The 13,854-nt window shown below is 68.9% G+C and carries 11 protein-coding genes; 3 read left to right on the top strand and 8 right to left on the bottom strand.

Annotated elements, in window-relative coordinates; all coding sequences use genetic code 11:
- Positions 1–297: 297 nt before the first annotated feature.
- From QQZ14_RS21525 to QQZ14_RS21545, 5 genes are all read right to left on the bottom strand, one after another.
- Positions 298–666, bottom strand: a complete 369-nt coding sequence (locus tag QQZ14_RS21525; RefSeq protein WP_284536471.1) for a hypothetical protein — start codon at positions 664–666, stop codon at positions 298–300.
- Positions 663–1,370, bottom strand: coding sequence for a hypothetical protein (locus QQZ14_RS21530; RefSeq protein ID WP_284536473.1), 708 nt, complete (start codon positions 1,368–1,370; stop codon positions 663–665). The genes QQZ14_RS21525 and QQZ14_RS21530 overlap by 4 nt, the downstream gene beginning before the upstream one ends.
- Positions 1,367–2,827 carry a type IV secretory system conjugative DNA transfer family protein gene (locus QQZ14_RS21535; protein WP_284536474.1) on the bottom strand — a complete coding sequence of 487 codons (1,461 nt, stop codon included), beginning with the start codon at positions 2,825–2,827 and terminating at the stop codon, positions 1,367–1,369. The genes QQZ14_RS21530 and QQZ14_RS21535 overlap by 4 nt, the downstream gene beginning before the upstream one ends.
- Positions 2,824–3,369, bottom strand: coding sequence for a hypothetical protein (locus QQZ14_RS21540; RefSeq protein WP_284536475.1), 546 nt, complete (start codon positions 3,367–3,369; stop codon positions 2,824–2,826). Before QQZ14_RS21540 ends, QQZ14_RS21535 begins: the two co-directional genes overlap by 4 nt.
- A gap of 133 nt (positions 3,370–3,502) precedes the next feature.
- Positions 3,503–6,625, bottom strand: a complete 3,123-nt coding sequence (locus tag QQZ14_RS21545; RefSeq protein WP_284536476.1) for a peptidoglycan DD-metalloendopeptidase family protein — start codon at positions 6,623–6,625, stop codon at positions 3,503–3,505.
- A 198-nt stretch (positions 6,626–6,823) separates the two neighbouring features.
- On the opposite strand from QQZ14_RS21545, the gene QQZ14_RS21550 reads away from it, so the two are divergent.
- From QQZ14_RS21550 to QQZ14_RS21560, 3 genes are read left to right on the top strand one after another with little or no spacing between them, the layout of a single operon-like run.
- A complete protein-coding gene (locus QQZ14_RS21550; protein WP_284536477.1) occupies positions 6,824–7,909 on the top strand; it encodes a tyrosine-type recombinase/integrase in 1,086 nt (361 codons plus the stop codon).
- A 40-nt stretch (positions 7,910–7,949) separates the two neighbouring features.
- Positions 7,950–8,309, top strand: coding sequence for a helix-turn-helix domain-containing protein (locus QQZ14_RS21555; protein ID WP_193671128.1), 360 nt, complete (start codon positions 7,950–7,952; stop codon positions 8,307–8,309).
- Positions 8,310–8,356: 47 nt separating this feature from the next.
- Entirely contained in the window at positions 8,357–10,150 is a 1,794-nt protein-coding gene (locus QQZ14_RS21560) for a hypothetical protein (RefSeq protein WP_284536478.1), read from the top strand.
- A gap of 426 nt (positions 10,151–10,576) precedes the next feature.
- Here QQZ14_RS21560 and QQZ14_RS21565 read toward each other — a convergent pair whose 3' ends face one another.
- The 3 genes from QQZ14_RS21565 to QQZ14_RS21575 form a co-directional block, all read right to left on the bottom strand.
- On the bottom strand, positions 10,577–11,509 hold the full coding sequence (locus tag QQZ14_RS21565; protein WP_284536479.1) for a hypothetical protein: 933 nt from the start codon (positions 11,507–11,509) through the stop codon (positions 10,577–10,579).
- A gap of 366 nt (positions 11,510–11,875) precedes the next feature.
- The gene (locus QQZ14_RS21570) at positions 11,876–12,787 is read right to left on the bottom strand and encodes a tyrosine-type recombinase/integrase (RefSeq protein WP_284536480.1); all 912 of its coding nucleotides are present in this window, start codon (positions 12,785–12,787) and stop codon (positions 11,876–11,878) included.
- 121 nt (positions 12,788–12,908) lie between these two features.
- Positions 12,909–13,682, bottom strand: coding sequence for a methyltransferase domain-containing protein (locus QQZ14_RS21575; RefSeq protein ID WP_284536481.1), 774 nt, complete (start codon positions 13,680–13,682; stop codon positions 12,909–12,911).
- Positions 13,683–13,854 lie beyond the last annotated feature (172 nt).

Genomic DNA, 13,854 nt, shown 5'->3' on the forward strand with positions numbered 1-13,854 from the left:
GCAGCGCGGCGTCGACCGGCTCAGCGTGCCGGCGCGTGCGCCAGCTGGTGGCCCACGCGCCGAAGACCTTCGCCAGCGCGGCGACCACCAGGAAGGCGCCGGCGAGGTAGGCGATCGCCACGACGAGAAGAAGCGCTGAGGTCACGGGATTGGACCCGTTCTACGCCGAGGTGATGGCAGTGAGGAGAGCGCTCAGAATCGCTCCCTGACAACCGAACGGGCCACGAGTGCCCGAAAGAGGTGGTTCGGCGTCGCCCAGCGGCGTTGTGAGCCCGATTCGAGCCCGTCGCATGCCCTTCATCGCGCTGGAGCGGCCGCGCGGTCCACGTCTGGGGCCGGCGACGTCGACGGGATCGCGCGGTCCTCCGCAGCACGGCCGCGGGAGGCTGTCGCAGGCTCCTCGAGGTCCTCGCTCGCCTCGACGAGCTGTCGCTGCTCCTCGGTGCTCGGCAGGCCGTAGCGGCGCTCAGCCATCGCCTCGACCTGCGCCACGGCGTTCCACACGTGCTCCCCGGATGCGTGGGCGTAGCAGGCGTTGACGTGCTCGCGCGCGTGGCCGAGCTCCTTCTTGCTCGAGCGCGGGTGCTCGCCGAGCGCCTTGAGTGCGCGCTGGGCTCGCTGGATGGCCTCGGAGCGCTCCTTCATCTGCATCGGTGCCTGTGTCATTCTCTCGGTCCTTTCTCGGTGCGGGTACGCGGCTGTGGGCCGTCGAGCTCGTCGTCCTGGATCTCGCCGGTGTCGAGGTCGACGAGTCCGAGCCTCGGCGGCCCGGCCGGCGCCGACGGCTGCGCGTGCGCCCGCCTGTTGACCGGCAGGGCGTCGACGTCGTGGGCGAAGGCGTTCTCGCGCCGCTGGCGGCTGGCTTCGGCCAGGTGCTCGTTGTGTCGCGGCTTGGCCGGCCACGTCTTGTGCTCGTCGTCGCAGTGGGCCCGCAGCCTGTTGCGCATGCGGTCGGTGAATGCCGGCAGGCAGTAGCGGTGCCACTCCTCGAGGGCGTCGCTGGTCATCGCCAGCCCGGCTCGTCGGCGCTGGTCGGCCAGGACGGCGATCTCGTGAACCAGGTGCGGGTGCAGGGGCCAGCAGCTGGGGATGAGGCCGGAGACGTCCCAGGTGTACTCGCGGTTCAGCCAGATCACGACGTCCTCGAGCCACTCCCACAGGTCGTGCCGAAGATCGGGGTCCAGACAGGAGGCCGGCTCCCACGGCCGCGGCAACAGCGCGTGGTTGCCGAGAGCCTTCTTCTCCTCCTCGGTGCCGTTGATGGCGATGTGCAGCTCCCGGTAGGCGAGCCGCACGTGGTCGCCGGGCATGGGGAACGGGAAGACCATCAGCGCGGGCGCCGCCCGGCGGGTCTGCTGCTCGGTGGTCACAGGTCATCACTCCTTGCGTGGTCGTCGTCGACGAAGCCGAGACGGCGTGCCTCGACGAGTGCCGCGGTGGCGCGGGCCTCGGGGGTGATGACCATGCGCCGGTCGTTGGTGAGGCGCTCGCGCAATGCCCGCTGGTCGGCCAGGAGGCGTTCGCCTGCCTTGCCCTCCACACAGCGGTGCAGCTTGGCGATGATCGGCTTGCCGTTCTCGGCGATCACCAGGGCCTGCCGCTCGGGGAGCTGGCGGACCTCCTCGGGCCGCATGATCGCGATGTCGTCGCCCTCGTAGCCGCCGCCACCACCGCGGTGCGTGCGCCGGCCGATCCGGACCTGGCCGAGGAGGTCGGAGATCTCCTGGTTGAAGGCGACGTCCTTGGACCCGCCGAACATGACCAGGGCGTTGGTGAGGCCCAGCAGCGCCCGGGCCTCGTGCTCACCGAAGATGCTGGTCAGCTGGGGCCGGGTCTGGGCGGCCCAGATGAACGACAGCCCCAGTGCGCGCTCGTTGGCCATCCGGGTCCGCAGCGTCGGCAGCGGCGCGGTCGACGGGAGCTCGTCGAGCACCGAGACCAGCGGCGGGCACAGCCGGCCGCCCCACGGTGAGTTGTTGGCCAGCACCAGGCCGGTGTCCAGCACGTGCTCGGCCACCGCAGTCATCAGCGGGCTGGCCGACGCGTAGGGGTCCTCTCGGCCGAGGAGGTAGATGGTGCCGCGGCGGCGGATCACGTCGGTCAGGTCGGTGGCGGGGTGTCCGGGGCTGGGAATGCAGCGGCGGCGGATGTCGGCCTGGAAGAACAGCGACACCGCCTGCTGCACCGTGGTGACGGTGTTGCCGGCGGTGCGGTCGTCGCCGTTGAGCGCACCGTGCAGCAGGCCGTGCCAGAACGGCTCGGCGTGCGGATGCCGGCGCAGGATCTCCATCGGCTGCGTGGCCGCGGTCGGATTCGCGACCCACTGCAGCACGTCCTCGAGCGTCTTCCCGGTCAGCGCCGCGGCGTGGAAGTAGCCCTGCAGCACCTTCGCGGACTCCGCGGCGTAGAACCGCGCAGCATCGTCCCCGGTGCCCCCGGTGATCGCGCCCTTGACGGTGCCGGCGGTGAACGCCTTGGCGCGACGCTCGGCCACCTTGGGGTCGACACAGCCAGCGATCGGATCCCAGATCAGCTCGTCGACGACGCCCTCGGCCAGCCCGAACGGATCGAGCACCACGCACGGCCGGTCGCCGCGGGAGCGCTCGGTCAGGCTGAGCAGCAGGTCCTCGACCTTCGTCAGGGTCACCAGGGCGGCGCCTGGGGCGCCGAGCAGCGCAGGGGTGAGCAGGTCGAGGGTCTTGCCGGAGCCCTGCGGGCCGATCACGCCGGCGGTGCGGTCCCACGGCACCCACAGCTCGCCGCCCCTCGGCTCGTGCGCGTCACCGATCCGCCAGCCGACGTCCCACGGGTCGAACCTCAGCTTCATCGCTCCTCCTTCGTTCGTCGGCCGTCCAGGAGCCAGGGGCTGAGCCCGTGGCCGAGCTGCGGGCCGGGATGCTCGGTGTGGTCGCCGGAAGTGCGCTGCATCGGCGCGGCCGCGGCGGCGGCGTGCTTGCCGTAGATGTCGGGGCGGACGATGCCGGCGACCTTGCGCAGGCGGGTGACTCCAAGGAGCTTCTCGGCCTCGGCTGCGGTCGCCATGCCGCGCATCCGGCCGGGCCCCCAGCGCTGGTAGGCCCAGACGCCGGCCCAGACGGTCGCGGCCAGCAGCGAGAGCTCGGTCAGCGCGAGACTGGCCCACACCAGGCCGCGGCCGGCGAGGTCGTCGGGGACCGGGGTGGGCAGTCCCGCCTCCGCGTTACCGCCGAGGACGCCGGGCAAGCTGGTCCAGAACGCGGTCCCGATCGGTGAGGGGAAGGCGCCGGCGTTGGCGTCGGGCCAGGTCCACCCGGCGCCGGCCAGCAGGTTGGCCACCGATCGGCCGAGCTGGATGCCGATGACGATGACGAACAGGGTCGCCAGCGTCACTGCTAGCGGGACCTCCCAGGTCCAGGGGTAGGGGTCTCGTCGTCGGTCGCGCTGCATCGGTTGGCCACCTCCGGGCGGTCGTGGGTCGTTGGGCCTCGCTGGTCACCTATGTGCGGTCAGCCCTCCGGTGCGATCACACGGCGCGGCTCGGGCGCGAGGCGTTCTCCGCGAGCCAGGTGGACGGGTCGACGTTGTCGGGGCCGTAGATCGAGCCGTTCTTGAGGTGGACCTCGAAGTGGAGGTGGCAGCCCGAGACGTTGCCCTCCTTGCCGACCTGCCCGATCGGCTCGCCGGCGGCGACGGTCTGACCGCGGCTCACGCTGATGTTCTGCATGTGGGCGTACCAGGTGGTGAGGCCTCCGGCGCCGGTGGTGACCTTGACCAGCTGGGGACCAGCCCAGGAGCGCTGTGTGGTGTCGATCTCGATGGTGCCGGCGTGGGCGGCGTAGACGGTGGTCCCGCAGGGCGCGGAGAAGTCGGTGCCGGTGTGCCAGTTGGACCAGTAGGGGCCGGTCTCGTGCCAGTTGTGGTTGTCGGCGCCGATGTACTTCGCCGGCACCGGGTAGACCACTTCGTCACAGCTCGCGCCGTCGAGACCGATCGGGGTGACCTTGGCGTTGGGCAGCACGTTGATGTGCGGATGGTCCATGTGGTTCGCGGTAGCGGAGCCGCGGTCCTCCATCCGCCGCCAGCCCTCGTCGGCGCGCGCGACGGACCAGATGCGCTGGTACCAGATGATGTAGTCGATCCCGAGCTCGCGAGCGTGGGCCTGTGCGTACGCCACGAGCGCGTCTCCTTGGGCCTTGCCGGCGGGCGTGAGGGGGACCATGAAGTCGGCCGCGAGCCCGGCCGGGTGGCCGTTGGGGTCGGTGGCGCTCGCGCGGTAGCCGCCGACGGTCTTGATGTCGAACATCGGGCCGAGGATGTTGACCAGCTGCGTCAGCTGCGGCTTGACCGGGCCGAGGTTGTAGTTGGTTGCCTGCGCGACCGCGCAGCCCGCGCTGCTGCCGGCGGTGGTGGCGACCACCAGCGGGTGGTCGGCGATCTTGTTGGCCTTGGTGCTGTTGTCGACCTCGGCGCTGGCCCAGGTGAGGTTGGCGCCGTAGATGTGGTCGATCGGCGCGTCCTTCTTGGGCTTCTTGCAGGGTTCTGCCGATCCACCGAAGGCGTTGGTGAGCTCGGGGGTGAGCGCGCAGTGTGAGGAGTTGTTGCCGTCCTTGCCGTCGTTGAAGTCGCCCAGGATCACCGCCGGGATCCCGGTGCCGGCGACGTCGGTCATGGTGGCCAGCTGGCGCCGCAGCGCTTCCTTGCGGTGCGCGGCGGTGTTCCCGTGGGTGTTGGCCGGGTTGTGGATGCTCCACACCCAGATGACCTGGCCGGTGGTGGTCGACGTCAGCTGCACCAGGGGCATGCCGACGTCCTTGCCGCCGAAGTAAGGGATGTCGACGAGGCGGCCGTCGGTCTGCTTCCACTCGTTGCGGTCCCAGATGACCCGGTTCTGTGCCTTCCCGCTGGCCGGGTAGTTCCCCCACTTGGCCGCGTACTGGTTCTCCAGCGCGTTGGCCTGCGGGCCCTGCACCTCCTGGAGGCCGGCGATCGTGACGCCTGCGTTCTCGATCGTGCGCATGGCTCCGGGCAGTCGCTTGTCCCAGGTGTCGTAGCCGGGCCGCTCCCCCGCCTTGTCGGTGTGGCCGGCGCCGAGCAGGTTGAGGGTGCCGACGGTGACCGGGTTGACGGTCTCGCCCTGGCAGTTGGCCACGTTCGTGGTGGAGCCGTCGTTGGGAAGGTCGGGCAGGTCGCCGCCGAGCAGGTCGGTGATGTCGCCGGCGACGTCCTCCCACTGGGCATAGGCGTCGGGGTAGCCCGAGCGCTGCACGGCCTGGGCGGCCTCGGTCAGCGGCATGTTCCGCCAGCCGGGGATGTCGAGCAGGCCGGGGTTGCCGGTGTGCTGGGCTTCGCCGAAGAAGGCCCGCGCGGCGAGGACCGGGTTGGTGACCTCGGCACGGCTGCCCCACCCCTGCGAGGGGCGCTGCTGGAACAGGCCGCCGGAGTCGCGGTCGCCGCCGGTGAGGTTGACCAGCTTGGATTCCTGGATGGCGGTGGCGATGGCGATCTGCAGGCCGCGGCGGGGAATCTGGAGGTCGCGGGCGACCTGGGCGATGGTGATCGCGTTGCGGGCCTGCTCGGCGTTCATGGTCGGGTAGCTGGAGGCGAACCGCAGCCGCATCAGCTGGGCGAGCACGTTCCCGGATGGTGGCGCGGCCGCCGTCCTCGTGGTGTGGGCGGCGTTCACGACGCCGTCGCTGGTGGCCGCGGGTACCGGCGCGCTCTCGGGGCCGGCGCCGTTCATGGAGAGGCGGGCGGAGATCCAGTGGTGGTCGGAGACCATCGTTCCGGACCATCCCCGCTCGAGGCGCACGTCCTGGTGCTGGGGGAAGAAGACGAAGTCGACCGCGTGGTTGTGCCAGCCGTAGCCGGCGGCCTTCATCTTCGCGGCTGCCGCCCACGGCAGGTCGGTGTAGGAGGCGTGGGTGTTCATGTCGCCGCCGATGAGCACGGGTCCGTGGGTGGCCAGCGAGTTGCGCAGCTGCAGCAGGATGTCCATGCCGGCGCCGTACTGCTGGGGCCGGGTCAGCGGCGGGTTGCCGTGCTGCCGGGGGTACTTGTGCGGGTTGGTCATGTGGTGGGTGGAGATGACCGAGACCACGGCGCCGTCGGCGCGCTCGAGGATCACCCAGGTGGCGAACCGGTCCCAGGTGACCGCCCGGCCCTGGTAGTAGGTGTTGTCGTCGACGACGAGGGTGACCCGGCCGCCGTTGGCCTTGGACCAGGTGTCGCGCTTCCAGAGCACGACGTTGCCCATGGAGTTGTTGTCGCCGGTGTGGTCGGCAACCCGAAAGGCGCCGTAGCCGGGGGCGGCGGCCTCGATCTGCGCCAGGGTCCACCCGCTGGCCTCGTTGAGGGTGACGAAGTCAGGGTTGGTCGAGAGGACCTTGGGCATGGACGCACGGAAGCCGTCCAGGCCGGACCGGCGCGGGATGTTGGCCTGCGCCAGGGTGACCTTGCCCTTGACCGGACCGCCCACAGGCCCGTCGATGACGCCGAGGTCCCCGAGCTCGGTGGGGGCGGTCTGGTTGGTCTGGGTGCGGCACTCCGCGGCCGCGGTCGTGCTCATGACCACCATCAGGGAGACCAGCAGCGGCAGGCCCATGAAGATGATCAGGACCGGCAGTCCGGCGAGCAGCAGCTTCTTCACGACAGGTCAGTCCCGAGCGGCTCAGGCCGCTGTCTCGAGGAACTCAGGTTCGATCGGACGCCCGGAGGCCCTGATCTGAGTTCGTGCAGGTCGTGCCGGTTCGACACTCGTCAGCACTTGAATTGAAGACTCGTCACTCTGGCTGATGGTTTCGATGTACTGTCGACGCATGATCGTCTCGCTTGAAGATGGTGACTGATGGGCTTGGTGGCATTGCCGGGTGGCAGCGCTGCTGGACCGGCACTGATAGGTACGCAGGCGGTCCAGGACTTCGAGCAGGCGCTCGTTGACCAGTACGCACTGGCGATGTCCGCAGCAGGTCTGACGGACCGCCACATCGGGGGGACTCGGGCGATCGTCATCGAGTTCGCTCGCTCGCTGTCGACTCCCCTGTGGGAGGCCACCTGCGCGGACGCGGACGCCTTCTTGGCCCAGCAGCGCCGGCGGGGACTCAGCGTGTCGACCCGCGCGGGCAAGGCCGGCGCGCTGGCGGGCTTCTACGACTTCGTGATCGCCCGCTACGAGGGCACGATCCGCCGCGCGACCGGTGTCTTGGTCGAGCAGCCGATCGATGAGTTCAACCGCCAGTCGGGGGCGTCGCTGGGCAAGGTCCGGGTGCCGCCCTCGGATGAGGAGATCGACTCGCTGTTCACCGCGTGGCGCGGGTCGGTCACGCAGGCGCGCAAGTACCGGCCGGCGGCCCGCGACTACTTCGCCGCCTCGCTGTGGCGCCGACTCGGGCTGCGGATCAACGAGACCGTCATGCTCGACATCCGCGACTGGCGCCCCGATCTGGGTGAGTTCGGCAAGCTCCACGTCCGCCACGGCAAGGGCTCCGGCGGCCGCGGGCCAAAGCCACGGCTGGTGCCGGCGATCAACGGCGCGAACCAGTTGATCGACTGGTGGCTGGCCGAGGTCCGCCCGCAGTACGGCGAGGATTGGGCCGCCCCGGACGCGCCGCTGCTGCCGTCTGAGCGGTTCGACCGCGACTTGGACCGGTGCGGACGTGTCGGCGCGAACGCGCTGCGCCGCGCCCTGGGAATCCAGGTCGACGAATGGTTGCCGGCGTGGTCGGGGCGGATGACGCCACACGTGCTGCGGCACTACTGCGCCTCGTCGCTGTACGCGGCCGGGATGGACATCAAGGCGCTCCAGGAGTTGCTTGGGCACCAGTGGTTGGCGACGACCTCGGGGTACCTTCACGTCCGCAGTGACCACATCGAGCGCGCGTGGAACAGCGCGAGCGACCGCGTCGAGGCCCGCTTGGGCCTCCATATCGACTGATCGAACTGACCCGACTAGTGCACTGAAGGAGAGGATCCAGATGCAGTGGAGCCTGCGGCTTCGGGCCGCCGAACGAGGGATCTGGAAGTCCGCAGAGCTGCGGCGGATGCTGGCAGATGCCGGGCTCGAGATCTCCGCCGGGAAGATGTCGTCGTGGTGGGCCGGGACCCCGCCGACGATGCGCCTCGAAGAGCTCGACGTGCTGTGCGCCGTGCTCGAATGCACCCCGAACGACCTGATGAAAACCGAGCCGGACAAGGTCGCCGCGCGGCGTCCCCGCAACACCGACGCAGCCAACGGCAACGGCGGAAACGGCCATGGCGATCCGAACGGCAACGGCGGCACGCCACCGGCGGTCACACCGCGGCTCGGCAAGCCCCGCTCGACCCCACCGCTGTAGCCCGCACCCCCACCGCTCACGGACACGACGAGCACGAGACGATCGAGATGCCCGCGCCCGGACCCAACGCCGCGTTGCGGCTGCCGCCCAAGTGCAACGCCTGCCAGAGCAACCGCGTCGCGTGGACCAGCCCCAGGGTCGACTTCTGCTACCAGTGCCTGCCAGGCGGGCCATTCACGGCTCCACCGTGCAACCGCTGCCGCACACGAACCGACTACTTCAGCCAGGGCCTGTGCAGCCGGTGCCATCCCCGCAGCCCCGAGCACATCGGATCCTGCAAGGGCTGCCTGGCCTGGGGCGTCTACCCCCGCCACAACTGGACCTGCTGGTCGTGTCGCTGGTGGCAGAGCCACTACCCGAAAGGCACCTGCGCCTGCTGCGGCCGCACCAGCCACGTCAGCGACCGTCAAGCCTGTCGCCTGTGCCTCGAGAATGCCCGCTTCGAACAGGAAGCCGGCCGAGCACCCGACGTCGCCGCGGCGAGCAAGGACAGCCAGCAACTTTTCTTCGCGAACATGGTCTTCAAGCGGCGCGTGACACCGCTGCCCGACTACGTCCGCTGGGACCATCGCTGGTCGACGAAGAACAAGAACCAGCTGCCCTGCCAGCCCGGCACCAGCTTCGACGACCACGCGCTCGAACAGCTGACCCTGTTCGACATGCACCCCGACCCCGAGGTGCTGCGCCAACGCCTCCTGGTCGAGGACAGCGAACTGACCCGGTACTGCGCGGCCATCGTCGCCGATCACGCCCGCCGCTATGGCTGGAGCGTCAGGCAGCGCAATGCCGTGATCCAGTCCCTGCGGCTGCTGCAGATCCTGCGTCCTACTCCCACCGCGAAGGTCCGCGCCAGTGACGTCGTGGCGTTGCGCCGCTACGACGGCACCATCACATCCACCCTCGACGTCCTCGCGGAAGCCGGGCTCCTGATCGAGGACGTCCCGACCCGGGTCGAGCGGTACTTCAACGCCAAGTTCATCGCGTCCGGAGCCCTCCCGGACACGATGCGCAATCACCTTCAGTTGTGGCTTCAGATCATGCTCGGCGGATCCCGACAAGCACCACGCCAGCTGCCCCGCGAACCCGAGACCGTCGAGATCCACATCCAAGGTCTCGCGCCCGTCGTACAGGGATGGGTCGAAACCGGGCGCCAGTCGTTCGCCGAGATCAGCACCGACGACATCCTGGCCGCCCTCGCGGCCCTGCCTCCCAGCACCAGCCAACGCCACTTCGCCGAGATCGGCCTGAAGTCGCTGTTCAAGATCCTCAAAGGCCGCCGACTCGTCTTCACCAACCCCATGCGCGGCATCGACCTGACCCGCGTGCCGACGACCCTCCCGCTGCCGCTGGACCCCGCCTTGATCCGCGCCGAGCTCGACTCGCCGAACCCGGCCGTCGCGCTGGCCGTCGCTGTGGTGGCCTTCCACGGGCTGACCGGCAAGCAGGTTCGTGAGCTGCAGCTGAGCGACATCGTTGACGGCCGCCTCCACCTCGATGGCCGCGACATCCCACTCGCCGCACCCGTGAGGACACGGCTGAGCGCCTGGCTCGACCACCGCAACCGCACTTGGCCGGCCACCGCGAACCCGCACCTGCTCATCAACCGACGCACCGCGCCACGTCTCGTCCCCGGCGGTCCGTCCTTTCCCTGGAGGGACAGCCGCATCCGCCCGCGCGCCCTGCGAGAGGACCGCATCCTGCACGAGATCCACGCCACCGGCGGCGACGTACGCCGCATCTACGACCTCTTCGGACTCAGCGTCGAAGGCGCCACCCGCTACCTCAAGACGATCGAGCACCCCGACCTGAGGTATACGGATCACCCCGGAAGCCAGACATGACCATGTCGTTGCGTACCGCGCGGCGTGGGCCGAGAGTCGTCGCAACATCCTCACGCCACGGATAAGCAACCGCGAGGCGCACGAATCGGACACCTTGACGCCACTGACTTTGGTCACGGCCGCAGCGTGGCGGCTCAGCGTCCCCCTATGCGTCCCCCTGGGCCGTCGAAGGGCGGGGGGACGCGGCAGCCCGCGTTACGTTTGCACAGGTCAAACAGCGTCCCCCCGAAATCCAAGGAAATTCCTGAGACCCGGTCGCTCGGACGGTGAAGGAGGAGTCCCGCAAGCGGATCCCCGAGCGGGACTCGATGTGTCGCCGGCGTCGGAGCTGCGCACTATCAGCGGCAGATCCGGGCGTTCGGAGTGGCCCGGTCACGCCTCGCAGCCTCTCGAACAGAGATTCGCTGTCGCTGCGCACAGGACCCGCTAGGGCCGCAGGATTTCTCGGAAATGCTGCGCCATGACTCCGCGGGCCACCTGCACGTTCAGGCCGGTCGCTTGGGAGGTTGCGACATGGGAGACGAGTTCATTCTGAACGTCCCACAACCAGAGGTCGCCGCTTCGCCAGTCGTCAACCAGCAGGTGGCGGTCCGTGAGCCATGCTTGCGCCCCGAGGTGGCACTGACGCCCCGGCTTGCTCGCAAGCATGGCAACGACCGTGCCCGTCGGTGGCTCCACGACAACGACACCACCCGCCTCCCGCGCCTTTGGAGTGAGTGAGCACTGTGGGAAAGCAACATGTCGGGCAGCAGTCGGACCACCGGCGGTGTACGGCGAGATGCGATACGCCAACTCCACGGCCGTGGATGCCGCGCCTTCCTGATAAGTGATGACTCGTCCAGGGCGCGACTTGGTCGAACCCTTCACCTCGAACGTCTCCGCAACTGCTCCTGGCGTGGCGTAGAAAAGGTCGTAGGGGACGGCAGTGAGGTCTCCGGTAGCCACGTCTAGGGCGCAGCCCTTCGGTCCGCAGGGTCGCTTGCTGCTGTGCCGGTCCTTGAGAAAGAGCGTCGCCCCGTCCGAGGACCACACCATGGCGACGGCGTGATGGACAGGCAGATTGAACCGTCGAAAGCCGTTGTTCCGGAGGTCAACAGTCACGAGTCCAGAAGGGTCCGCCAGAGCCACCTTGCGACCGTCCGAGGAGATTGCCATCGACAGTTCCCCGTAAGCGACGGCACCGAACCCGTACCGCTGGAGGTCGAACTGCCGCCAATCGCCCGTCTGCGTCATGAGGTAGGGGTGGCCCGCTCGAATCGTTTCGCGGTTGACGTCGGTCGATTCGAGGAGCAACTGCGCGAGCAGCATTCCTCTGCCGACCGGCGCTTCGTCGACCTTTGGTGCGGCGATGGCGCTCATGAGGTCGATGTCAATGCCGCCCTCGACTGGCTCAGTCGTGGTAGGGAGCGTCTGTCGAAGAGCGTCGGGGATCGAGCCGAGGGCTTCTGAAGGCGAGGTAGGCGAGGTAGGCGATGCCGTGGAGGCGGCGGTCCGTTCGGGAGCAGGAGGTGCCACCGTGTCTGCTGTGACTCCGGCAGAACAACCCGTAGCCCCGAGTAGCGCCCCGCACAATGCCGCCACGCCCCTGTGTTTCACCGGCAAGCCACCTCTCCACCTTGTTGACGGCACTCACCGTAGACGCGAGGCCGGACAGTTTGGTTGCCGTGGTGGAGGTGCTGAGTCCTCATCGGCAAGAACGTGCACGCACATCGGCATGTGCGGTTGTCACGTGGCTGAGGCCATGAACGCAGCCAGGATGTAGTTCGGGTGGCGATCGAGGTTGTTGCGAGCTCGGTCGTAGCGCATGGTCGTGCGGGGGTCGGCGTGGCGGGCGGCAACCTGGACGTCGCGCAGGTCGACGCCGGCGTCGAGCATCGTGGTGACGAACGTGTGGCGCAGCATGTGCGGGTGCATGCGAGCGGTGGTGACGTTGGCGGACCGGGCTAGTGCTCGGAGCCGTCGGGTGGCGGCGTGCCGATCCATCCGTCGGCCGCGCCGGTTGAGCAGGATCGGGCCGTCTACGCGATCCTCGACTGCTCGGTCGATGGCGCGACCGACAGCCGGCGGTAGTGGGACCACAGCCGTCTTGTCGCCCTTCCCGTGAACGCTGAGCACGCGGTGGCCGCGAGCTTCGCCGAGCGCTTGGACGTCGGTGCCGGTGGCCTCGAAGATGCGCAGGCCGAGCAGTCCGAGCATCGCGACCAGTGCGAAGTCGTTGAGGTTGGCGGAGTCGCGGCCGGCGGTGAGGATGGCCTCGAACTGAAGGTGGCTCAGACCGAGGGTGGGTGACTCGAGCGGGACGTGAGGGCGGCGCACGAACTCGGCCGGTGAGTGGTCGAGGATCTGGTCGATGACGCAGGTCCGGTAGAACGTGGCCAGCACCGACAGCCGACGCGACACCGTCGAGGGGCGAAGGTGCCGTATCTCTTGGAGCCAGCGCAGGTACAGCTCGACGTGCGCTCGCTGAGCCTGCAGCGGCATCACGTCTCGTTCGAGGCACCAGCGCAGGTAGGCGTTGAGGTCGGAGGCGGTGTGGGCGCGGCTCTGTCCCTTGTAGCGGGCCAGGTGGGCTGCGACGGCCAGGCGCAGCATCGGATCATCGACGTTCAGCAGGGCAGGGAGGGTGGTGGTGTCCATCCCAGTACGTCGCACCGGCCAACAGCCGGCCGTCAAGTGCATCGGAAGGGCGTAGCGAGACAGCGTGCCAACATTCAGCCCTCGCCTGCCGACTGCGCGGATCTGCCGAGATGCGGGCACCCTACGAGCCGGGCTTCTGGGCGAGCGTGACGAACAGGCTCACCGACGCGAAGAAGCGTTGGGTACTCAGGTGCCCGAGCCACTCGTCCGCATCCGCCGCTGACAGGTAGCCCGCCTCTACCGCGCGCCGGGTCACTCGTGCGAAGCCGAAGACTCGATCCGCTGAGGCTGCGTCGCGGTAGATGGCGGTGACAGGGATGACGCGTATCGCGCTCAGGCCTTGTTCGTCACAGAGGTTGGCGATGCGGCGTCCGATGCGCGCGTTGCGCACGACGTGGTCCACGATGAAACGGCGGTAGGACGAGTGGACCTCAGGACGTGGGAAGTCGATGACGAGGGTGTCCCAGTCCGGCTCGGCGAATGCAGCGATGCCACGAGGGCGAAGTACCCGAGCGGCCTCAGCGATGACCGCTTCGGGATGGTCCACGTGCTGGATGACCCTGTCCGTGTGGACTCGGTCGACTGAGTGCGCTGGCATGGGCACGCGATGAACGTCCCCGACTGCGACTTCGATCTGCTTGTCGACTGCCACCCGTCGTCGAGCCACCTCGATGGCTTCGCTGTCGCTGTCGATCCCGATGACGCGTCCTTGGGGACCGCTTGCGTCGGCGAACGCCTGTAGGTCCGCGCCCGGGCCGCAGCCCAGGTCCAGAACGGTGGCGCCGTCGTCGATCTGCATCTCATCGACGACGAGGGCCTTGTACGCCTGCCCTAGTTCCGACGCGGCTAGGCGAGTGAGGTAGTCCGCAGGACGTTCCGACTCCAGAGTGGTCATGGATGGAGCATGCCGCGTGTTGGCCGCTGTGTGGGTCAGCGGCTTATGGAGATCGTGTGAAGGCTTGCCCATGAGCGCAGAGCGGGGCGTCAGACGTCCCTAGGGTGATGTCGGTGAGACGGTTAGTCGCGTTCTGCCTCTTGTCAGCACTGGTCGTTGCGGTGTCGGTGGG

Source organism: Nocardioides sp. T2.26MG-1, from assembly GCF_950101795.1.
In the GTDB taxonomy this organism is placed as follows: domain Bacteria; phylum Actinomycetota; class Actinomycetes; order Propionibacteriales; family Nocardioidaceae; genus Nocardioides.